Source organism: Streptomyces sp. NPDC058665 (genome assembly GCF_042714995.1).
GTDB lineage: Bacteria > Actinomycetota > Actinomycetes > Streptomycetales > Streptomycetaceae > Streptomyces.
Map to the genome: position 1 here is coordinate 80583 of NZ_JBHXRX010000021.1, position 21733 is coordinate 102315.

18 protein-coding genes, 1 tRNA gene and 1 pseudogene are annotated in these 21733 nt (G+C 68.9%); 8 read left to right on the forward strand and 12 right to left on the reverse strand.

Features of this window, described 5'->3' with window-relative positions:
- Nucleotides 1-45: 45 nt before the first annotated feature.
- A complete protein-coding gene (locus ACFWV8_RS16135; protein WP_384201695.1) occupies nt 46-1641 on the forward strand; it encodes a protein kinase in 1596 nt (531 codons plus the stop codon).
- 45 nt (nt 1642-1686) lie between these two features.
- On the opposite strand, the gene ACFWV8_RS16140 is transcribed toward ACFWV8_RS16135, so the two are convergent.
- From ACFWV8_RS16140 to dnaA, 12 genes are all read right to left on the reverse strand, one after another.
- Complete coding sequence (locus ACFWV8_RS16140; RefSeq protein WP_384201698.1) at nt 1687-3000, reverse strand: hypothetical protein; 1314 nt, start codon at nt 2998-3000, stop codon at nt 1687-1689.
- 304 nt (nt 3001-3304) lie between these two features.
- Nucleotides 3305-3439 carry a DLW-39 family protein gene (locus ACFWV8_RS16145; protein WP_003958712.1) on the reverse strand — a complete coding sequence of 45 codons (135 nt, stop codon included), beginning with the start codon at nt 3437-3439 and terminating at the stop codon, nt 3305-3307.
- Between the two features lie 286 nt (nt 3440-3725).
- On the reverse strand, nt 3726-3962 hold the full coding sequence (locus tag ACFWV8_RS16150) for a hypothetical protein (RefSeq protein WP_384201701.1): 237 nt from the start codon (nt 3960-3962) through the stop codon (nt 3726-3728).
- Nucleotides 3963-4267: 305 nt separating this feature from the next.
- A tRNA-Ile gene (locus ACFWV8_RS16155) sits at nt 4268-4341 on the reverse strand.
- 105 nt (nt 4342-4446) lie between these two features.
- A complete protein-coding gene (locus ACFWV8_RS16160; protein ID WP_384201703.1) occupies nt 4447-5127 on the reverse strand; it encodes a DUF3566 domain-containing protein in 681 nt (226 codons plus the stop codon).
- Between the two features lie 89 nt (nt 5128-5216).
- Nucleotides 5217-7844, reverse strand: a complete 2628-nt coding sequence (gene gyrA, locus ACFWV8_RS16165) for a DNA gyrase subunit A (RefSeq protein WP_384201706.1) — start codon at nt 7842-7844, stop codon at nt 5217-5219.
- A gap of 53 nt (nt 7845-7897) precedes the next feature.
- A complete protein-coding gene (gene gyrB, locus ACFWV8_RS16170; protein ID WP_384201709.1) occupies nt 7898-9976 on the reverse strand; it encodes a DNA topoisomerase (ATP-hydrolyzing) subunit B in 2079 nt (692 codons plus the stop codon).
- Nucleotides 9977-10634: 658 nt separating this feature from the next.
- Nucleotides 10635-11186: a DUF721 domain-containing protein gene (locus ACFWV8_RS16175; protein ID WP_384201712.1), complete on the reverse strand. Its 552-nt coding sequence runs from the start codon at nt 11184-11186 to the stop codon at nt 10635-10637.
- Nucleotides 11183-12352, reverse strand: a complete 1170-nt coding sequence (recF, locus tag ACFWV8_RS16180; RefSeq protein WP_384201715.1) for a DNA replication/repair protein RecF — start codon at nt 12350-12352, stop codon at nt 11183-11185. Before recF ends, ACFWV8_RS16175 begins: the two co-directional genes overlap by 4 nt.
- 52 nt (nt 12353-12404) lie before the next feature.
- Nucleotides 12405-13340 carry a phosphogluconate dehydrogenase (NAD(+)-dependent, decarboxylating) gene (gene gnd, locus ACFWV8_RS16185; protein WP_384201718.1) on the reverse strand — a complete coding sequence of 312 codons (936 nt, stop codon included), beginning with the start codon at nt 13338-13340 and terminating at the stop codon, nt 12405-12407.
- Between the two features lie 159 nt (nt 13341-13499).
- Entirely contained in the window at nt 13500-14630 is a 1131-nt protein-coding gene (gene dnaN, locus ACFWV8_RS16190; protein WP_189106438.1) for a DNA polymerase III subunit beta, read from the reverse strand.
- Between the two features lie 897 nt (nt 14631-15527).
- Nucleotides 15528-17357 (reverse strand): chromosomal replication initiator protein DnaA, encoded by a 1830-nt coding sequence (dnaA, locus tag ACFWV8_RS16195; protein ID WP_384201721.1) that lies wholly within the window; start codon nt 17355-17357, stop codon nt 15528-15530.
- Nucleotides 17358-17716: 359 nt separating this feature from the next.
- On the opposite strand from dnaA, the gene rpmH reads away from it, so the two are divergent.
- The 7 genes and pseudogenes from rpmH to ACFWV8_RS16230 all read left to right on the forward strand — a co-directional run.
- Nucleotides 17717-17854, forward strand: a complete 138-nt coding sequence (gene rpmH / locus ACFWV8_RS16200) for a 50S ribosomal protein L34 (protein WP_014047156.1) — start codon at nt 17717-17719, stop codon at nt 17852-17854.
- A gap of 18 nt (nt 17855-17872) precedes the next feature.
- Nucleotides 17873-18244: a ribonuclease P protein component gene (rnpA, locus tag ACFWV8_RS16205; RefSeq protein ID WP_189106262.1), complete on the forward strand. Its 372-nt coding sequence runs from the start codon at nt 17873-17875 to the stop codon at nt 18242-18244.
- Complete coding sequence (yidD, locus tag ACFWV8_RS16210) at nt 18241-18606, forward strand: membrane protein insertion efficiency factor YidD (RefSeq protein ID WP_329384988.1); 366 nt, start codon at nt 18241-18243, stop codon at nt 18604-18606. Before rnpA ends, yidD begins: the two co-directional genes overlap by 4 nt.
- A gap of 3 nt (nt 18607-18609) precedes the next feature.
- Nucleotides 18610-19881 carry a membrane protein insertase YidC gene (gene yidC, locus ACFWV8_RS16215; protein ID WP_384201726.1) on the forward strand — a complete coding sequence of 424 codons (1272 nt, stop codon included), beginning with the start codon at nt 18610-18612 and terminating at the stop codon, nt 19879-19881.
- A gap of 49 nt (nt 19882-19930) precedes the next feature.
- A complete protein-coding gene (locus tag ACFWV8_RS16220; RefSeq protein WP_329384992.1) occupies nt 19931-20443 on the forward strand; it encodes a R3H domain-containing nucleic acid-binding protein in 513 nt (170 codons plus the stop codon).
- Nucleotides 20444-20553: 110 nt separating this feature from the next.
- On the forward strand, nt 20554-21270 hold the full coding sequence (rsmG, locus tag ACFWV8_RS16225; RefSeq protein ID WP_329384994.1) for a 16S rRNA (guanine(527)-N(7))-methyltransferase RsmG: 717 nt from the start codon (nt 20554-20556) through the stop codon (nt 21268-21270).
- Between the two features lie 275 nt (nt 21271-21545).
- Nucleotides 21546-21733: pseudogene (locus ACFWV8_RS16230) on the forward strand (cobyrinic acid a,c-diamide synthase); the annotation flags it as partial.

Below are 21733 nucleotides of genomic sequence, written 5' to 3' on the forward strand. Positions count from 1 at the left end.
GGCGACGGTCCGCCGGACACGACGACTGGGAGCGAGCGCGGCGCAATGGGTGAGGTCTTCGCTGGTCGGTACGAGCTGGTCGACCCGATCGGACGTGGCGGTGTGGGCGCGGTCTGGCGTGCCTGGGACCACCGGCGCCGCCGGTACGTCGCGGCCAAGGTGCTGCAGCAGAGCGACGCGCACACGCTGCTGCGTTTCGTACGCGAGCAGGCCGTGCGGATCGATCACCCGCATGTACTCGCACCGGCCAGCTGGGCCGCCGACGACGACAAGGTCCTGTTCACCATGGACCTCGTCAGCGGCGGATCGCTGGCCCATGTCATCGGCGACTACGGGCCGCTGCCCCCGCGGTTCGTCTGCGTCCTGCTCGACCAGCTGCTCGCCGGTCTCGCGGCGGTGCACGCCGAAGGAGTCGTACACCGCGACATCAAGCCCGCCAACATACTGCTGGAGGCCACCGGGACCGGCCGGCCGCATCTGAGGCTGTCCGACTTCGGCATCTCCATGCGCAAGGGCGAGCCGCGCCTGACGGAGACCAACTACGTGGTGGGCACGCCCGGTTACTTCGCGCCGGAGCAGATGACGGGCGCGGAGCCGGACTTCCCCGCCGACCTCTTCGCCGTCGGCCTGGTCGCGCTCTATCTGCTGGAGGGGCAGAAGCCCGACTCCAAGGCCCTGGTGGACTACTTCACCGCGCACGGCACCCCGGGAGCGCCCCAGGGCATTCCCGAGCCGCTGTGGCAGGTCCTCGCCGGGCTGCTCCAGCCGGACCCGAGCGCCCGATTCCGTACGGCCACGGGGGCACGCAAGGCCCTCACGTCGGCCGTCGAGATGCTGGCGGAGCCGACGGACGACGACGAACCCGTCGAGGTCTTCGACCAACTCGGGCCGCTGCCGCACCCGTTCGGCCCCGACGGGCCCGTCACGGCGGCCGACCCGGACCAGCCGTCGGCGACCCCTCAGCCGCCCTCGTACGGAAACCAGCACACGGGTGGAGTCACCGGGGGAGTGACGGGTGGGCTCACGGGCGGGGCTGCCGCCGCAGGAATGACGGGCGGGGCGACCAGCGGGACGGCCGGCGGCACGACCGCCGGGCAGCAGCCCCAGGGCGGCCAGAACGCCCCCTGGCCGCCCGACGCCCCCTCCGTACAGCAGCAGCCCGACACCGGGACCTCCATGTCGGAGACGGGCAGCTTCCATCTCCCCCCGCCGCCCCCGGCCGAGCGGCAACAGTCACCGCAGCACCAGCCTCAGCAATATCAACCCCACCAACCGCCCCCCGGGCCATACCCGTTGCAGCCGACCCCGCCCACCGCCTCGTACTCCGCGCCCACGCATCCGCTCGCTTCCTCTCCCCCCGCGGCGCCCGACCTGTCGCAGGCGCCCACCACCGCCGTGCCGCACGACGACTTGCAGCACACCCGTAGATACACCGCTCAGCAGCCCGGGGTTCCCACTCAGTACCCGCCGGCCCCGTACGCCCCCGGTGCCCCGGCGTCCGGCGCGCACACCCCGGCGCACGCGGGCCCGGCGCACGCCACGCGGAAGCGGCCAGGACCGCCGCCCAAGGTGACGATCCCGGTTCTGCTGCTCGCGCTGGTCTGTTTCGCCGTGGGGTTCTGGGCCCTCTCGCAGATCTGACGGCCCACCCCGCCCGCGCCCGGTCCGCTGGCCACGGACGCCCCGCTACCGCCCCGTGCGCCGCCGCCGCGCGAGCAGCATCCACCCGCCGAGCCCCAGCACCAGCACCGTCCCCGTACCGATCCCGCCCGCGGCGAGCAGCCTCATCGTGCCCGTGTCCTCGGCGGCTCCGGCGGTCTTCCCGCCGTCCGCCCCCGCGAGGCCGTCGTCCGGCACACTGAACTCGCCGGCCGGACCGTCGTACGCGGGCCCGTCCTTCGCCGTACCGTCGACCGTCACCCGCAACGTCAGGTCGTGCGGCGCCTGCCCGAACTTCTCGCCCACCTCCGGGTTGAGGCTCACCCGCACGTAATACCAGCCGGCGAAGCGCATCGCCTTCTCGTCACCCGCGGCACTGAAGCGGTTCGCGTAGTCCACCGGCGGCGCCGGATCCATCGCCAGCGACTTCTGCTCGCCCTTGTACGTCAGCGATTCGGTGCCGTCGACGAGCCCTCTCGCCGGGTTGTAGACGGCGAGGGCCAGCGCGCCGGTGACGAAGCCGTCCCCCTGCGAACTGCCCAGCTCCGCGCTGGTGAACAGTTGCTGCCCCCAGTCGACGGGCACGCGGTAGTAGAGGGACTCCCCGGGATCGATCTTCGTCGTCCACTCACCCTGCCCCACGCTCGCGGCGTCGGTGAATCCCGCGCCGCCCTCCCGCGCCTTCGACCCGCCCGACGGCGGCCCGGGGGACGTGCTCGGCCAGTCCTCGGGCGCCTCGGTGGGGCCGACGGCCGTGAGCCCCGGCTCGGACAGGAAGCGCAGTTCCAGGTCCCACGCGTCCTGTGTGGACGTGGCTTTCGACTCCCGCTCCACGATCACGTAGTACGTACCGGCCTCCCGGCAGGAGCCGTACTTCTTCCCGGCGAGAGTCCGGGTCGCGTACGCGGTCAGCGGGTGCGGGTAGTCGCTGGCCGACAGGACACGGGCCTGTCCGGAGTCACAGTCCCTGCCGTCGCTGTCCTGCACCGTGACCTGGAGCTTGTCGCCGTAGTCCACGCTCGACCCCAGCTCCGGCACGGCGGTGGCGGACACGTACGCGTTCTCCGCGTCGTCCAGATCCAGCCGGTAGAAGAGCTTCTTGCCCGGCTCGATCGAATCGCGGTACGTGGAGCCCGCTTCGAGCTGCTCCGCGGCGCTGGTGCCCGCCGCGCCCTGGACGCGCCCGGCCTGCGGATCGAAGGCGTACGGACTCGGCCCCTCCGCCGCGCGGGCCGTACCGGCCGGTCCGGGCAGTCCTGGCAGCCCCGGCTGCGCCGCCACCGCGCACATCGCCGCCGCCGCGACCAGCGCGACCCGGCCCCTGTTGCGCAGCCTCTTCACGAGCTTCCCCTTGTCGTCCCGGCGACTGAGCCGCCCGCCACCAACAGCCCGCACCCGCCGCCCCCATGGGGTCGGGGTGCCGGTCCATCCTGCCCCGCCGATCCCGCGCCTGTCTGCGCGGGCCGCCGATCCGTACCGGTCCCCACACGCCCACCGGACCAGAACTTCACAAAAGCAACCAAAATCCTTCGGGAAGGCCCGGCGAGACGAACCAAGGCGAACGAAGGGGACCGAACACGCCCCCACAACAGCGCGAAGCCCCGGTCGCCTCAGCGACCGGGGCCCGCGTACCGACTACTGGGTCTCACACACCCGAACCTGCGGGCACGGAGTCGGTCGCCTCCGTCCACAGATCCTGCTCGGCGCGATCCGCCTGGATCTGGCGGTACACGAGGAGCCCGCCGATGGCGGCCAGTGCGACCAGGAGAAGCTTCTTCACCGCGCGACCTCGTCTTTCCTTGTCTTGGGGGGCCTTCTGGCGCCCGACTATACACACCGACCGATACCGATCGGTGACCTACATGCGCCCCCCAACTCGGGGGCCACACCCTCCAGTCAACACCCGCGCAAGGGAAAGCGATCCGCCCGGACAGAAGACTCTCTGTCCGGGCGGATCGACGCTTGCGGGTCCCGCACGATGCCGCGGGAGGGGCGAGCCGTCACCGTCCTGGCCAGGGACGGTTCGGCGCCTGCGCTGTCTCGCTGACCGAGCGGGAGAGCCGGTTTTACTCGCCGCTGAGGATCTCGCCGACCTTGTCCGACAGACCGGTCGCGATCTCGTCGGCCACACCGGAGCCGACGATCGCGGCGATGATCAGGGCCACCAGGACGATGACGCCGACGTACTCGACCGCGCCCTGGCCCTTGTCGCTGCGACGCTTCATCGCGGAGACGGCGGTGTTCGCCCAGGTGCCGACGTAGAGCTTGGCGTTGATGGCGGCCTTCAGCGTGACGTTCGACATGAGATTTCCCCTTGTGTGTCGGCCGGCCGACTCCGGCCGACTCGTGCGAGTCCGTGGTGTCCCCCGCGTTCCCGGCTTCCTCCCGGCCGGTCCCGCTGGCGACATGAGAAACATACGGCGGCACCAGGCACCCCGGCATGGGCCCCAAGACCCAACCCCAGGCCCAACAAACGTATTGGGCCCTCGCTCCGTACGTCCGGGGATATCCACAAGTCACGGAGCAATAACGGGATATCAAGCCGGCACAACAAAAACCCGGTAGCTCCTGAGAGCTACCGGGCCTCTGACCTGCGGTCCAACTGCTGTGGGGCTAACAGGATTTGAACCTGTGGCCTCATCCTTATCAGGGATGCGCTCTAACCAACTGAGCTATAGCCCCGCGCTGCCCCTGAAGATTAGCGCACTCCAGGGCCAGTCCCAAAATCGATACCGGGGCCCCCGCTCTCCCCCGGCCGCCCCCCGTCCGGCCTGCTGAGAGGGGCTCCTACTCGTCCTCGGCCAGCGTCAGCTCGACGCCGCCCACGAAGCCCGCCGACAGGTTGTAGATGAAGGAGCCGAGCGTCGCCAGAGCCGTCGCCAGTACCACATCGATCACCGCGATCACCGACGTGAAGATGAGCACGCGCGGCAGCGACAGGAAGGACTGGAGGTCGAAGCCGTTGCTCTCGTTCGAGCCCGTCGCCTCGCTGATCGTCCCGCCCACCGTCGAGAAGACGCCCATCGCGTCCATGACCATCCACAGCACCGCGGCCGCGATGACCGTGCACACACCGAGGGCGATGGAGAGCAGGAAGCTGACCTTCATCACCGACCACGGGTCGGCCTTCGCCACCCGCAGCCGCGCCTTGCGTGTGCGCGGTGTCGTACGCGCCCCCGTGCGCGGCAGGCGTACGCCCGTCGTCGAGGGCTGCCGGCCGCCGGCCTGATATGCCTGTGCCGGCTGCCCCGGACTCACGCCCTGCCCCTGTCCTTGGCCCAGCTGCACGTGCGGCTGTGCCTGAGCCTGCGCCGGCTGTGGCGCCGGCCGCTGCTGTCCGCCCTGTGTCCCCCCGCCCGACGGCGTCGGATACGCCTGCGGCGGGTGGTACGGCTGCGCAGCCTGCTGCTGCGGCTGCTCGGATCCGTACGTCTCGTAGGGGGGCTGCTGCCCCCGGGTGTCGGTCACCGTAACCCCCTGGGAGTCCGTGGCAGGGCCACGGGCACCGTTCGCTCCGGAAGCGGCCGAGCCGGCGCCCGTGGCTCCACTCACGCTGTCTACTCCTCGTGCTCCGCGACCGAGGGCTGGGTGCCCTCAGCGTCCTCGGCAAGCGCGGCTCCTTCGGTCACCGGACCCTCGTCGCCATCCTCGCCGACGACCCCTTCGACCTCTTCAGCCTCACGACCGGCCTCGGCGTTACGAGCGATGCCCACCACGGCATCGCGCTTGCCCAGGTTGATCAGTTGAACGCCCATGGTGTCACGGCCCGTCTCCCTGACTTCGTTGACTCGCGTACGAATCACGCCGCCGCCCAGGGTGATGGCGAGGATCTCGTCCGTCTCCTCCACCACCAGCGCACCGACCAGCGACCCGCGGTCCTCCACGATCTTCGCGGCCTTGATACCGAGGCCGCCACGCCCTTGGACGCGATACTCGTCGACGTTGGTCCGCTTCGCATAACCGCCGTCGGTAGCAGTGAACACGAACGTACCGGGCCTGACGACATTCATCGACAGCAGTTCGTCCCCTTCGCGGAAGCTCATCCCCTTCACACCCGATGTCGCCCGCCCCATCGGCCGCAGAGAATCGTCCGTCGCGGTGAAACGGATCGACTGCGCCTTCCGGCTGATGAGCAGCAGATCGTCCTCCGCCGACACCAGCTCCGCACCGATCAGCTCGTCGTCCGCGCCCGAGTCCGTCTCACGGAGATTGATCGCGATCACGCCACCGGAACGGGGCGAGTCGTAATCCTTCAGAGACGTCTTCTTGACCAGACCGGCCTTCGTCGCCAGCACCAGATACGGCGCCGCCTCGTAGTCCCGTACGGCGAGGATCTGCGCGATCTTCTCGTCCGGCTGGAACGCGAGCAGGTTCGCCACATGCTGGCCGCGCGCGTCACGTCCGGCGTCCGGGAGCTCGTACGCCTTCGCCCGGTACACCCGGCCCTTGTTCGTGAAGAACAGCAGCCAGTGGTGCGTCGTCGACACGAAGAAGTGGTCGACGATGTCGTCCGACTTCAGCTTCGTACCGCGCACGCCCTTGCCGCCGCGCTTCTGCGAGCGGTAGTCGTCAGTCTTCGTACGCTTCACATAGCCGCCACGCGAGATGGTGACGACGATGTCCTCCTCGGCGATCAGGTCCTCGATGGACATGTCACCGTCGAACGGCACCAGCTTGGAACGCCGGTCGTCACCGAACTTGTCAACGATCACCGCCAGTTCCTCGCTGACGATCTGCCGCTGCCGCTCGGGGGAGGCGAGGATCGCGTTGTACTCGTTGATCTTCGCCTGGAGCTCGTCGTGCTCGGCGACGATCTTCTGCCGCTCCAGCGCCGCCAGCCGGCGCAGCTGCATCTCCAGGATCGCGTTCGCCTGGATCTCGTCGATCGACAGCAGACTCATCAGGCCGCCGCGCGCCGTCTCGACGGTGTCGCTGCGCCGGATCAGCGCGATGACCTCGTCGATCGCGTCCAGCGCCTTGAGCAGACCGCGCAGGATGTGCGCGCGCTCCTCGGCCTTGCGCAGCCGGAAGCGCGTACGCCGGACGATGACCTCGATCTGGTGCGTCACCCAGTGCCTGATGAACGCGTCGATCGACAGCGTGCGCGGCACACCGTCCACCAGCGCAAGCATGTTGGCCCCGAAGTTCGTCTGGAGGTCGGTGTGCTTGTAGAGGTTGTTCAGCACGACCTTGGCGACCGCGTCGCGCTTGAGCACGACCACCAGCCGCTGCCCCGTACGCGAGGACGTCTCGTCCCGCACGTCGGCGATGCCGCCGACCTTGCCGTCCTTCACCAGGTCGGCGATCTTCTGCGCGAGATTGTCGGGGTTGGTCTGGTACGGCAGCTCCGTGACAACCAGGCACTGCCTGTTCTGGATCTCCTCGACCGCGACGACCGCGCGCATCGTGATCGAGCCACGACCGGTGCGGTACGCCTCCTCGATGCCACGGCGGCCCACGACCAGCGCGCCGGAGGGGAAGTCCGGGCCCTTGATGCGCTCGATCAGCGCGTCCAGCAGTTCCTCGTGCGAGGCGTCCGGGTGCTCCAGCGCCCACTGAGCGCCCGCGGCGACCTCCCGCAGGTTGTGCGGCGGGATGTTGGTGGCCATACCGACGGCGATGCCGGCCGAGCCGTTGATCAGCAGGTTCGGGAAGCGCGCCGGCAGGACCGTCGGCTCCTGGTTACGGCCGTCGTAGTTGTCCGTGAAGTCGACGGTCTCCTCGTCGATGTCCCGGAGCATCTCCATCGACAGCGGCATCAGCTTGCACTCGGTGTACCGCATCGCGGCGGCCGGGTCGTTGCCGGGCGAGCCGAAGTTGCCGTTGGAGTCCACCAGCGGCATCCGCATCGACCACGGCTGCGCGAGGCGGACCAGCGCGTCGTAGATCGAGGAGTCGCCGTGCGGGTGGTACGTGCCCATCACGTCACCGACGACGCGGGCGCACTTGTAGAAGCCCTTCTCCGGCCGGTAGCCGCCGTCGTACATCGCGTACAGCACCCGGCGGTGGACGGGCTTCAGACCGTCCCGTACGTCGGGCAGCGCACGCGACACGATGACGGACATCGCGTAGTCGAGGTACGAGCGCTGCATCTCCGTCTCAAGCCCCACGGGCTCGACACGCATGCCCACGCCTTCCACGGCGGGCACCTCTTCGGGCATCACAGGAGTGTTGTCGTCGGCCATTGCTGGTCAAAGTTCCTTTCGGCCAATTCGATGGCGGTCAGCGGGGGACCGACTCAGATGTCGAGGAAGCGGACGTCCTTGGCGTTGCGCTGGATGAACGAGCGCCGGGCCTCGACGTCCTCACCCATCAGCACCGAGAACAGGTCGTCGGCCTGCGCCGCGTCGTCGAGCGTCACCTGGCCGAGCACGCGGTGGTCGACGTCCATCGTCGTCATGCGCAGCTCCTCGGCGTTCATCTCGCCGAGGCCCTTGAAGCGCTGGATCGAGTCTTCCCTGATGCGCTTGCCGTTCTGCTTCCCCAGCTCGACCAGGGCGTCGCGCTCCCGGTCCGAGTACGCGTACTCGAAGTCGTCCCGGCCCCACTTGATCTTGTAGAGCGGGGGCCGCGAGAGATACACGTGCCCCGCCTCGACCAGCGGGCGCATGAAGCGGAAGAGGAAAGTCAGCAGCAGCGTGTTGATGTGCTGGCCGTCGACGTCGGCGTCCGCCATCAGAATGATCTTGTGATAGCGGAGCTTCTCGATGTCGAAGTCCTCGTGCACACCGGTGCCGAACGCCGAGATCAGCGCCTGCACCTCGGTGTTCTGGAGGATTTTGTCGATCCGCGCCTTCTCGACGTTCAGGATCTTTCCGCGGATCGGGAGAATGGCCTGATACTGCGGGTTGCGGCCGGACTTCGCGCTGCCGCCGGCCGAGTCACCCTCGACGATGAAGATCTCGCACTTGGACGGGTCGTTCGACTGGCAGTCGCTCAGCTTGCCCGGCAGCGACGCCGACTCCAGCAGGCCCTTGCGACGCGTCAGATCCCGCGCCTTACGGGCCGCGACCCGGGCCGTGGCGGCCTGGATCGACTTACGGATGATGTCGGCCGCCTCGTTGGGATTGCGGTCGAACCAGTCCGTCAGATGCTCGTGCACGATCTTCTGTACGAAGGTCTTCGCCTCCGTGTTGCCGAGCTTGGTCTTCGTCTGGCCCTCGAACTGCGGCTCGCCCAGCTTGACCGAGATGATCGCCGTCAGACCTTCGCGGATGTCCTCGCCCGCCAGGTTGTCGTCCTTCTCGCGCAGGAACTTCTTCTCGCGCGCGTAGCGGTTGACCAGGCCGGTCATCGCCGCGCGGAAGCCCTCCTCGTGCGTACCGCCCTCATGCGTGTGGATCGTGTTCGCGAAGGAGTACACACCCTCGCTGTACTGCGAGTTCCACTGCATCGCGATCTCCACCGAGAGCATCCGCTCCTTGTCCTCGGCGTCGATGTCGATGACCGTGGGGTGGATCAGCTCGCCCTTGCGGGAGTTGAGGTACTTCACGAAGTCGACGATGCCGCCCTCGTAGAAGTACGTCACGCTGCGCACCGGCTCCTCGCCGGGCTTCTCGGCCGAGTCCGCGCCCGCGACGTCGGCGCCCACGACGGCCTTCGCCGACTCGCGCTCGTCGGTCAGCTTCAGGGTCAGGCCCTTGTTGAGGAAGGCCATCTCCTGGAAGCGCCGCGACAGCGTCTCGAAGGAGTACTCCGTGGTCTCGAAGACGTCCGGGTCGGCCCAGAAAGTGACCGTCGTGCCCGTCTCGTCCGTCGCCTCGTTGCGCGCCAGCGGCGCCGTCGGCACCCCGAGCTTGTAGTCCTGCGTCCAGCGGTGGCCGTCGGTCTTGACCTCGACGGCGACCTTCGTCGACAGCGCGTTCACCACGGAGACACCCACGCCGTGCAGACCGCCGGAGACGGAGTAGCCGCCGCCGCCGAACTTGCCGCCCGCGTGCAGCACCGTCAGCACGACCTCGACGGCCGGCTTGCCCTCGGACGGGACGATGCCCACGGGGATGCCACGGCCGTTGTCGACCACGCGTACGCCGCCGTCGGCGAGGATCGTGACGTCGATGGTGTCCGCGTGCCCGGCCAGAGCCTCGTCGACGGAGTTGTCGACGACCTCGGTCACCAGGTGATGAAGCCCACGTTCACCGGTCGAACCGATGTACATACCGGGACGCTTACGGACCGCGTCCAGGCCCTCCAGCACCGTGATCGCACTGGCGTTGTACGAGGCCGTCACCTCGCCGTTCTCACCAGTCACCACGGACGGAGTCTTCTCGTTGGGGTTGCCGGAATCGGCCACGAAGCGCCCTTTCTGGCACAGCACAGGCCGTTCTCCGGGCAGGCGGGAGCGGCTGCGTCGTTCGGCTTGCGACAGTGTTTGTCAGTCTTGGTAAGCGACTCCCGCCGACGAGGCGGGATTCTCGACCAGTCTACCGGTAGCCGCGACCCGAATGGGGGTTTGCCGGTACCTGAGTCCGCATGTGCCGCCCTGAACCGGCGGCTGCCGACTCCCCATATTCGGGCAGGGGCTCCAAGAGGCTCACGCGGGCTTTGAGCGCTTCGGGCTGTCAACCCCCGGCTACCGTGAGGGACAGCTCACACCGCGCAGCCGTAAGAGGAGGTCACAGCGGTCTCCGGGGTGCCTCGGAGAGACGGGGTGGCACGCGTGTGAAGTGGCGCCCGCCGAGGGGCTGTTGGGGCTCTGACGGCGCTCCTGACGGCCCGTCGAAGCGGCTCTTCGCGGTGGTGCGGTCAACCGTGAGGCGCCCCCGTCAGCCGTACGTGGAGCGGTGAGGAGGGCTCGTGGGGAGGTTTCGGGAGGTCACGGCGGGGGCGCGGGCGAGGCGCTGTCCGCGGCACCGTCCGGGCGTACGGAGCGTGGCCGGTCGGTCACCGAACGCCTGCCATTCACCGGCGTACGCCTCCGGGAAGCAGCGCGCGAGGCCCGGCGCCGGCGCCCGGCCGGGACCGGACCGCCGCGCTCAGCCGTACGTGTCCCCCGGGCCCTTGCTGCCGGGCGCCCGCAGCCCGCCGAAGCGCCGCGGCGGACCGCCCGGCCCGCGCACCTTGATCACCTTCACCGTGCCGTGCCCCAGGTCCTCGTTCAGCCGGGCCACCAGCCGCGGGGCCAGCAGCCGCAGCTGCGTCGCCCACGCCGTCGAGTCGCAGACCACCGTCAGGATCCGCTCGTCCTCCTCGTACCGCTCGGGCACGCAGTGCTTGGCCAGGTCGTCGCCCACGATCTGCGGCCAGCGGCCCATCACACCGCCCACGGCGGCGGGCTTCTCCCAGCCGCGCTCGGTGATCAGCCGGTTGATCGCGGCGCCCAGCGACAGCGGATCGCGGCCGTCGGCCCCCGAGCCCGACCGCAGGCCGCCGCCCCGTCTGGCCTGCTTCTTCTGCTGGGCGGCGGCGCCACGCGCCCGCGCCTGCTCCTTCGCCGCCCGCAGCGCGACCCGCGCCAGGTCGACACCCGACGCCTCGACGGGCGCCGACGGCTCCGACGCCCCCTCGTGTCCTTCCGGGCCGCTCATGTCCGCTCCACCGTGCCGTCGGCCACCGTGTACCGTGCCCCGGCCAGGATGTCCGGCACGTCGTCGTCCACCGCCGCCGTGACCAGCACCTGCTCGCCGGGCGCCACCAGCTCCGCCAGCCGCTCACGGCGTCGCGCGTCCAGTTCGGCGAAGACGTCGTCGAGGACCAGCACCGGCTCGTTGCCCTCGGCGCGCAGCAGGTCGTACGAGGCCAGGCGCAGCGCCAGCGCGTACGACCAGGACTCGCCGTGGCTCGCGTACCCCTTGGCCGGCAACTGGCCCAGCTTCAGCAGCAGTTCGTCCCGGTGCGGACCCACCAGCGTGACCCCCCGTTCGATCTCCTGCTTGCGTGTCCCCGCCAGCGCGGCCATGAGCTGCGCGTACAGCTCCTCGCGTGACCGCGGCACCTCGGCGCCCGGCCCCTCGGAAGCCGCGCCCGCGGACGCGCCCTCCGAGCCCGCGGACGAGGAGCGGTACTCCAGCGCCACCGGCCCGCCACCGGGCGCCAGTTGCTCGTACGCCTTGTCCGTCAGCGGTTGCAGCGTCTCGATCAGGTCCAGCCGCCGCACCAGCAACTCCGCGCCCACCTGGGCCAGATGCTGGTCCCACACGTCCAGCGTGGACAGATCCATCCCGCGCCCGCCGTGCCGCCGCGCCATCGCCGCCGACTTCAGCAGGGTGTTGCGCTGCTTGAGCACCCGGTCGTAGTCCGAGCGCACACCCGCCATGCGCGGGGAGCGCGCCGTGATCAGTTCGTCGAGGAAGCGCCGACGCTCACCGGGATCGCCCTTCACCAGCGCCAGATCCTCCGGCGCGAACAGCACCGTCCGTACGATCCCCAGCACGTCGCGCGGCCTGACCTGCGACGACCTGTTGATCCTGGCTCTGTTCGCGCGCCCCGGGTTGAGTTCGAGCTCGACCAGCTGTGAGCGCTCCCCCTGGGTGACGGCCGCCCGGATCACCGCGCGCTCGGCGCCCATCCGCACCAGCGGGGTGTCCGAGGAGACCCGGTGGCTGCCGAGCGAGGCGAGATAGCCGACCGCCTCGACCAGATTGGTCTTCCCCTGCCCGTTGGCCCCCACGAAAGCGGTGACGCCCGGATTGAGGGGCACCTCGATCCGGGCGTACGAACGGAAGTCGGCCAGCGAGAGATGCGTGACGTGCATGGGCGTGACCCGACCTCCCCGGTTCTGCGCGCCGCCCGACGAGGGCGGAGGACTACTTCTCGTTCTTGGGACCGGCCGGCTTGGGCCTGCCGGGCTTGCCCGGCGTGCTCTCGTCCGCCTGCTCGACCGCGTGGCCGCCGAACTGGTTGCGCAGCGCGGCGACCATCTTCATCTGCGGCGAGTCGTCCTGCCGCGACGCGAACCGGGCGAACAGCGACGCGGTGATCGCGGGCAGCGGCACCGCGTTGTCGATGGCCGCCTCGACCGTCCACCGGCCCTCGCCGGAGTCATCGGCGTATCCCCGCAGGGCGTCCAGGTGCTCGTCGCCGTCCAGCGCGTTGACCGCCAGGTCCAGCAGCCAGGACCTGATGACCGTGCCGTCCTGCCAGGAGCGGAAGACCTCGCGTACGTCGGTGACGGAGTCGACCTTCTCCAGCAGCTCCCAGCCCTCGGCGTAGGCCTGCATCATGGCGTACTCGATGCCGTTGTGGACCATCTTCGCGAAGTGGCCGGCGCCGACCTTGCCCGCGTGGACCGCGCCCTTGTCGCCCGAGGGCTTGAGGGCGTCGAAGATCGGCTGGACCTTCGCGACGTTCGCCGTCTCGCCGCCGTACATCAGCGCGTAGCCGTTCTGGAGGCCCCAGACGCCGCCGGAGACACCGCAGTCGACGAAGCCGACACCTTTGATGCCGAGCTCCACCGCGTGCTTCTCGTCGTCCGTCCAGCGGGAGTTGCCACCGTCCACGACCACGTCGCCGGGGGACAGCAGCTCCGCCAGCTCGTCGATCGTCGACTGCGTCGCCGCACCCGAGGGGACCATCACCCAGATGACCCGGGGGCCCTTGAGCCTGCTCACCAGCTCTTCGAGGCTGTGGACGTCCGCGACGTCCGCGTTCCGGTCGTATCCGATGACGGTGTGGCCTGCGCGGCGGATGCGCTCGCGCATGTTGCCGCCCATCTTGCCGAGGCCGACGAGACCGAGCTCCATCAGTGGTTCCTTAAGCGTTGAGCCGACAGTCGTTCAGGCGCGGGACGGCGGCGACGGTGGCGCGCGACCCGGGCCCGAGCCTACGCCGGGCCTGGTGGGGCAAACCCGACGACACCGCGCCGACCGCGGGAGTGACACCCGGCGGCCCGGCGAAGGTGGTCAGCCCGACAGCCGCACCGGCATGATCAGGTACTTGTACGCGTCGTCGGCCTCGGCATCCAGAGCCGGCTTCCCACTGAGGAGCGCCGGCTTGGTGGACGTCGTGAAGGAGAGCTGCGCGACGGGCGAGTCGATGGCGCTGAGGCCGTCGAGCAGGAACGTCGGGTTGAAGGCGATCGAGATGTCGTCGCCGTCGAGCTTGGCGTCGACCCTCTCCACAGCCTGTGCGTCGTCGCTGGAACCCGCTTCGAGGATGAGCACACCCTGCTCGAAGCTGAGCCGCACCGGGGTGTTGCGCTCGGCGACCAGCGCCACGCGCTTGACGGCCTCGACGAACGGCGCGGTCTCGATCACCGCGATCGAGTTGAACTCCGTCGGGAACAGCGTGCGGTACTTCGGGAGGTCGCCTTCGAGCAGCCGGGTGGTCGTCCGCCGGCCCGCGCCCTCGAAGCCGATCAGCCCCTCGCCGGCGCCGGAGCCCGAGAGCGCCAGCGTGACCGTGTCGCCGCTGGTGAGTGCCTTGGCGGTGTCCAGCAGCGTCTTGGCGGGCACCAGGGCGACCGCGGAGATGTCGGAGACCTCCGGCTTCCACAGGAAGTCGCGGACGGCGAAGCGGTAGCGGTCCGTCGAGGCGAGGGTGACCGTGTCGCCCTCGATCTCGATCCGTACGCCGGTGAGCACCGGGAGGGTGTCGTCACGGCCCGCCGCGATGGCCACCTGGGCGGCGGCGGAGGCGAAGACCTCACCGGGGACGGTGCCGGTGGCGGTCGGCATCTGCGGCAGTGCCGGGTACTCGTCCACCGGAAGGGTGTGCAGGGTGAACCGCGAGGAGCCGCAGACCACCGTCGCCCGTACACCGTCTGTGGAAATCTCCACCGGCCGGTTGGGAAGAGCGCGGCAGATGTCGGCGAGCAGCCGGCCGGAGACGAGGACCGTGCCGTCCTCCTCGACCTCGGCGTCCACCGAGACCCGGGCCGAGACCTCGTAGTCGAAGCTGGAGAAGCTCAGCGCGCCTTCCTCGGCCTTCAGCAGAAGGCCCGCAAGAACGGGCGCCGGCGGACGGGCCGGGAGGCTACGGGCCACCCAGGCCACCGCCTCCGCCAGTACATCGCGCTCCACCCGGATCTTCACCGGAACCGCCTCCTGCTGTTGCTGACTCGTCCTGCCGGCCTTCTTCGTCATCGGCATGGGCTCACTCCGCCGTGGGCAGGGTGAGGTTGCCGGGGAACAGTCTGACGTACGGCACCGACACTCGGTGCTGCTCGGGGTCAAGTCGAGACAACCGGGCGGAGGCGGTCCGGCGCCGAGTTGTGCACAGCACCCACTTCGAATCGGATTCCCAGGTAACTCTAGGTGTTAGTAGTAGTAGGGCCTGTGGATTCCGTGGATAACGTCGTTTTCGCAGGTCAGACCTACTTTTTTGTCCACCGGTCCTGTGGGCGCCACCGGTGGACAACCCCGTCGTTCTGTGGACGGCCAAAAGTTCTGCACAACCGGTGCACAGGGCACCCCGACTTCTCCCCAGGCTCGTCCCCAGCTTTTCCGACGTTCCCCACAGGCCCCGAGGCAACCTCGGTGTGACGCCTTTCACTCGGCTCGGTGAACAGTCGTGTTCCGTTGCCGAACAGTGGACAGCGATGTGGAGAAGCGGCCCCAAGCTGTGGGCAACGGCCCGTTGCCTGTGGGCCGCCGGTGGACAACGGGACTCGGTGCCTGTGGGCGAAAAAACTGTCCACAGGCTGTGGAGAAGAGTTGGCCACAAATCCCCAGGGGTCTGACCTGGCATGATCCACTTCCGGCCGGCCGGCCTGTGGACGCAGTCTGGACAACTTATCGATCCCCAGGGTGTGGACGGGAGAGCGGGCCGCTTTCTGTGGAGAAGCCGCTCTCGGCGACCCGTATTCGAACAGCTGTTGAGCGTGTGTCATGTACCGGCGGCCCTCCGGACATGACGAAGGGCGCCCCGGGAGGTGTCCCGGAGCGCCCTGGAAGTGCCTCGAAGCGGGCGCCGACGCGTGGCCGGCTCGGTCAGCCGTTCTTGATGCGGTTGGTGAGTTCGGTGACCTGGTTGTAGATGGAGCGCCGCTCGGCCATCAGCGCGCGGATCTTCCGGTCGGCGTGCATCACCGTCGTGTGGTCGCGGTTGCCGAACTGCGCGCCGATCTTGGGCAGCGACAGATCCGTCAGCTCACGGCAGAGGTACATCGCGATCTGCCGCGCCGTCACCAGCACCCGGCTGCGGGACGAGCCGCAGAGGTCCTCCACCGTCAGCCCGAAGTAGTCGGCCGTCGCCGCCATGATGGCGCCCGCGGTGATGTCGGGGGCCAGGTCCTCGCCCCCGGGGATGAGGTCCTTGAGCACGATCTCGGTCAGCCCGAGATCCACCGGCTGGCGGTTGAGCGAGGCGAACGCCGTCACCCGGATCAGCGCGCCCTCCAGTTCGCGGATGTTGCGCGAGATCCGCGAGGCGATGAACTCCAGCACCTCGGGCGGTGCGTTCAGCTGCTCCTGCACGGCCTTCTTACGGAGGATCGCGATACGCGTCTCCAGCTCCGGCGGCTGCACATCGGTCGTGAGGCCCCACTCGAAGCGGTTGCGCAGCCGGTCCTCCAGGGTGATCAGCTGCTTGGGCGGCCGGTCCGAGGACAGCACGATCTGCTTGTTCGCGTTGTGGAGCGTGTTGAAGGTGTGGAAGAACTCTTCCTGCGTCGACTCCTTGCTCGCCAGGAACTGGATGTCGTCGACGAGCAGGATGTCGACGTCCCGGTAGCGCTTGCGGAAGGTGTCGCCCTTGCCGTCCCGGATCGAGTTGATGAACTCGTTCGTGAACTCCTCCGAGCTCACGTACCGCACCCGCGTACCGGGATAGAGGCTGCGCGCGTAGTGCCCGATGGCGTGCAGCAGGTGCGTCTTGCCGAGTCCGGACTCGCCGTAGATGAAGAGCGGGTTGTACGCCTTGGCCGGTGCCTCGGCGACGGCGACGGCCGCCGCGTGCGCGAACCGGTTGGACGCCCCGATGACGAAGGTGTCGAAGAGGTACTTGGGGTTGAGGCGCGCGTGCGGCTCCCCCGGTCCCGGCGGCGGCGAGGCCTGCGCGCCGAGCGGTCCGGCGACCCCGCCCCGGCCGCCGTGCCGCGACTGCTGGGTGTCCAGGTCGTGCCGCTCCGGGCGCTGCTGGTCGTAGGGCCGGCCCTCCGGTGGCTGCGGCGGCCGGTAGTCGTGCTGGGGCTGCTGCGGCCTTCCGCTCGCGTACGGGTCACGGTCCTGGAAGCCGAGCCGCTGCTGCTGCCAGGACAGGTCCTCCTGCGTCCGGGGCCAGGAGCCGGGCTCGGGGCGCTGCTGCTGGTAGTCGGGGTACGCGGGGCGGGCCGTCGGCATGTCGTCGTCGGAGGGGCGGCGGCCGTAGGGATGGTAGCCGCCCTCGGAGCGCGGGTCGTCGTGCCGGGAGTCGTCCGGCCGCAGCTCGTCGTGGCGCATGTCGTCGTGCCGCATGTCGTCACGGCGCGGACCGTGGAGGTCGCGGCCGTCGTCGTGCCGCTCGTTCTGGTAACGGTTCTGCTGCTGCGGCAGCGGGAGCGGATCACCGGCCGAGTCGTCGACGGTGATCGCGATCCGGATCGGCCGGCCGCACTCGCGGCTCAGGGTCTCGCTGATGAGCGGGGCGAGGCGGCCTTCGAGCACGCGCTTGCCCCACTCATTGGGCACGGCCAGCAGTGCGGTGTCGGCGACCAGAGCGAGCGGCTGGCAGCGCTCGATCCACTGTTTGTCCTTGGGCTCGACTCCCTGCTGGCCCTCCCTGAGGAGCTGCTCCAGCACTCGTGGCCACACTGCGGCAAGATCGGCAGGTACGTCAGCCACAGGGCACGCTCTCTCGCAGGTCCCACGAATATGTGGTTCTCGGGACGGGGTGGGAAGACCGGCGGAAAAGAACCGGAGTTCGGCCACGGTAGTCAGGGCACCCACGCGGTTCAAGTTGTTGTCCACAGGCTGTGCATAATGGAACGTGGCAGCTGGCTGGTTTGACCGTATGGCGTAGCCGCGCGTACCGTGACCAGGTCGAGTTGTCGATGGCTGCTGCCGCCTGCCTCCGATGGGCAAGGATCACGATCTGTGGTTGTGAAGCGGTGCACTCGGGCGTTATCGCGAGCTACTCGTGGGCGCACGGTGACAGCCAGGCGATGTCCCGCCCTTCCGATCATCATTTCTGGAGCCCCCGAGTGAGCAAGCGCACCTTCCAGCCGAACAACCGTCGTCGTGCCAAGACCCACGGCTTCCGGCTCCGTATGCGCACCCGCGCCGGCCGCGCGATTCTCGCGAACCGCCGTGGCAAGGGTCGCGCCAACCTGTCCGCCTGATCGCCACCAGGTTATGACGTGCTGCCTACCGAGAATCGGCTGAGGCGGCGCGAGGATTTCGCGACCGCGGTACGCCGGGGACGCCGGGCCGGACGCCCGCTTCTTGTCGTACATCTACGTAGCGGTACTACGGGCCCGCACGCGCCGGGGGAGAGCGATCCCCCGACGCGGGCGGGTTTCGTCGTAAGCAAAGCCGTGGGCGGGGCCGTCGTACGGACGCGGGTGAAGCGCAAGCTTCGTCACCTCATACGGGATCGGCTGTCCCGGCTGGCCCCCGGTAGCCTGGTTGTCGTACGTGCGCTGCCCGGTGCGGGCGACGCCGACCATGCACAGCTGGCCCGAGACCTGGATGCCGCCCTTGAGCGGCTGCTGGGAGGGGGCGCGCGATGAAGTACCCGCTACTGGCTCTGATCAAGCTGTACCAGTGGACGATCAGCCCTTTGCTGGGGCCCGTCTGCCGGTACTACCCGTCGTGTTCCCACTACGGCTACACGGCCATCGACCGCCATGGCGCGATCAAGGGCACCGGTCTGACGGCCTGGCGCATTCTGCGGTGCAATCCGTGGTCGCCGGGCGGTGTGGACCATGTGCCGCCACGCAAGCGTCCGCGGTGGCATGAACTGCTGCGCAACGCGTGGCGCGGCACCAAGGGCGGGCAATCCGCCGCCGGCGTGCCTTCCGGGGGTTCGGCCTCGGCCCCCGAAACCCCGAGTCCGGCCGCAGAGACCTCGTCCAAAGCTCAAGGAGCCTGATTAGTGGACACGATTGCCAGTTTTTTCAGTTTCATCACCACGCCAGTCTCGTGGGTCATCGTGCAGTTCCACACGGTGTACGGGGCGATCTTCGGCCCTGATACGGGTCTGGCCTGGGGACTGTCCATCGTGTCCCTGGTGATCCTCATCCGGATCTGTCTGATCCCGCTGTTCGTCAAGCAGATCAAGTCGACCCGGAACATGCAGGTCCTTCAGCCCAAGATGAAGGCCATCCAGGAGCGCTACAAGAACGACAAACAGCGCCAGTCCGAAGAGATGATGAAGCTGTACAAGGAGACGGGTACCAACCCGCTCTCCTCGTGTCTTCCCATCCTGGCGCAGTCACCGTTCTTCTTCGCGCTCTACCACGTGCTCTCCAGCATCGCCTCGGGCAAGACGATCGGCGTCATCAACCAGGGGCTGCTCGACAGCGCCCGCCAGGCGCACATCTTCGGTGCCCCGCTGGCCGCCAAGTTCACGGACAGCACCGCGAAGGTCGCCTCCCTGGACGCCTCGCTGACCTCCGTACGTATCGTCACCGCGATCATGATCGTCCTGATGTCGGCGTCGCAGTTCTACACGCAGCGCCAGTTGATGACGAAGAACGTCGACCTCACGGTCAAGACGCCGTACATGCAGCAGCAGAAGATGCTGATGTACATCTTCCCGGTGATCTTCATGGTCATGGGCGTCAACTTCCCCGTCGGTGTCCTCGTCTACTGGCTGACCACCAACGTGTGGACCATGGGCCAGCAGATGTACGTGATCAACCAGAACCCGACTCCGGGCAGCAAGGCCCAGGACCAGTACCTGCAGCGTCTGCTCAAGAGCATCGCCACGCACAACGAGGTCCGCTCCAAGCGCAGGCGCAACATCGTCTCGGCGATCGTGGCCAAGGGGCCCGACCGCAACGACAATGAGCGTAAGTTCATCACCAGCCTTTCGAAGACCGGTCTGGTCGCGCAGGCGGACGGCACGGTGATCAAGGGTGAGGCCCTGCCCGAGGGCGAGTCGCAGGCGCCGAAGCGGCAGCAGCCCAAGCGCCAGCCCAAGTCGAAGCGCCAGACCGGCGGCGGTCAGCAGACCCCGTCCAGGGCTTCGACGGCCAAGCCTTCCGATGTCACCGACGAGCCGTCCAAGCCGTCGCTGCAGAAGAAGGACGAGCCGCAGGACAGCAAGCCCAGGCCCCCGGCAAAGAGCGGCAACGGTGCCGCACGGGCCAAGGCCGGGCCGCGCAAGGGCCAGCAGCGGCCCAAGCACCCGAGCAAGAAGTAACCGCACGCCCCGTAGCCCGTAGCCAGCCGTAGTACGAAGGAGTCCATCCGTGTCGGAAGGCACCATCTCCGCCGCCGCCGAGGGCAGCGACACCCTCACCCGTCTTGAGCAGGAAGGCGAGATCGCGGCCGACTATCTCGAAGGTCTGCTCGACATCGCCGACCTCGACGGCGACATCGACATGGACGTCGAGGCCGACCGGGCCGCGGTTTCGATCATCAGCGATGTGAGCGGCCGTGATCTGCAGAAGCTCGTCGGGCGGGACGGCGAGGTGCTCGAAGCGCTCCAGGAGCTGACGCGGCTGGCGGTGCACCGGGAGACCGGCGACCGCAGTCGGCTGATGCTGGACATCGGGGGCTTCCGGGCGAAGAAGCGCACGGAGCTCGCCGAGCTGGGTGCCAGGACGGCCGACGAGGTGAAGAGCACCGGTGAGCCGGTGAAGCTGAACCCCATGACGCCCTTCGAGCGCAAGGTCGTGCACGACGCCGTCGCCGCGGCCGGACTGCGCAGTGAGTCCGAGGGTGAGGAGCCGCAGCGCTTCGTCGTTGTGCTCCCCGCCTGAGCGCTCCCCTTGTTCTCGGCCCCGTCTGTCCGCAGACGGGGCCGAACTTTGTCAGCCTGACAGCGACTGTGAGCCACGGTCTGGTGGTTCTGAACGGAAGGACGGTTCCCGTGACGGGGTCAGAAGAGCTTCCCGCCGCGCCGGACGAGGCGAGGACGGTGTTCGGGGACTCCTTCCCGGCGGCCGTCCGGTACGCGGAGCTCCTCGCCGACGCGGGGGTCACCCGCGGTCTCATCGGGCCGCGTGAGGTGCCGCGGCTCTGGGAGCGGCACCTGATGAACTGCGCGGTGCTCTCCGAGGTCGTGCCCGAGGGCGTGAGCGTCTGTGACGTCGGCTCGGGCGCCGGGCTGCCGGGGATCCCGCTGGCGCTCGTACGGCCCGATCTGCGGATCACACTGCTGGAGCCGCTGCTGCGGCGCACGAACTTCCTCCAGGAAGTGGTCGAGCTGCTGGGTCTGGACCATGTGACGGTCGTACGGGGGCGGGCCGAGGAGGTGCTCGGATCGCTCCAGCCCGTCCATGTGGTGACGGCGCGCGCCGTGGCGCCGCTGGACCGGCTGGCCGGCTGGGGCGTACCGCTGCTGCGCCCGTACGGAGAGATGCTGGCCCTCAAGGGGGACACGGCCGACGAGGAGCTGAAGAACGCCCGGTCGGCGCTGAGCAAGCTCGGGGTGATCGACTCCTCGGTGCTGCGGGTCGGTGAGGGGCTGGTGGATCCGCCGGCCACCGTGGTGCGCGCGGAGGTCGGGGAGAGTCCCGGTGGGGTCAGGTTCGCCGCGAAGCGCGCCAAGGCGGCCCGCGCGGACCGGGTGCGCCGCCGTCGGTAGAGCCGCCTTCCTCGCGCGGTGAGTGCCCCTCGCCCGTGATGCTCCATCGAAGGCCCCAAGACCATCCACTGCGGAGTGTCGTGACGATCTAGCCCTGCGGCGAGTGCATCGTGTTTCACGTGAAACGTCGCTCACTGCTGCAGGGCATCATCGATCGAGGCCGCGCCGCTCCCACTTCGCGGGGCAGGAAACCCCTCGTAAGAGGTACCGGGTTGGCCACAGATGTGGATTCATCCACAGAACCACGGGCCTCGCTGGTTCCCGACCCCGAAAGCATGGCAGGCTCTTCTCATTGCGAGCCTGAAGTCGAGGAGAGTGAATCCTTGCGGTCCGACGCCAACATCGCGGGACCGATGACCGATCCGGTCCCCGGCCCCCGTTCCGAGTCGTCGGGGGGGGGGGGTTTTGAGTGGTAAAAGCCCCCCCCCCCGGAGGACAACCCCCCCACGGGGGGGGGCCCGCC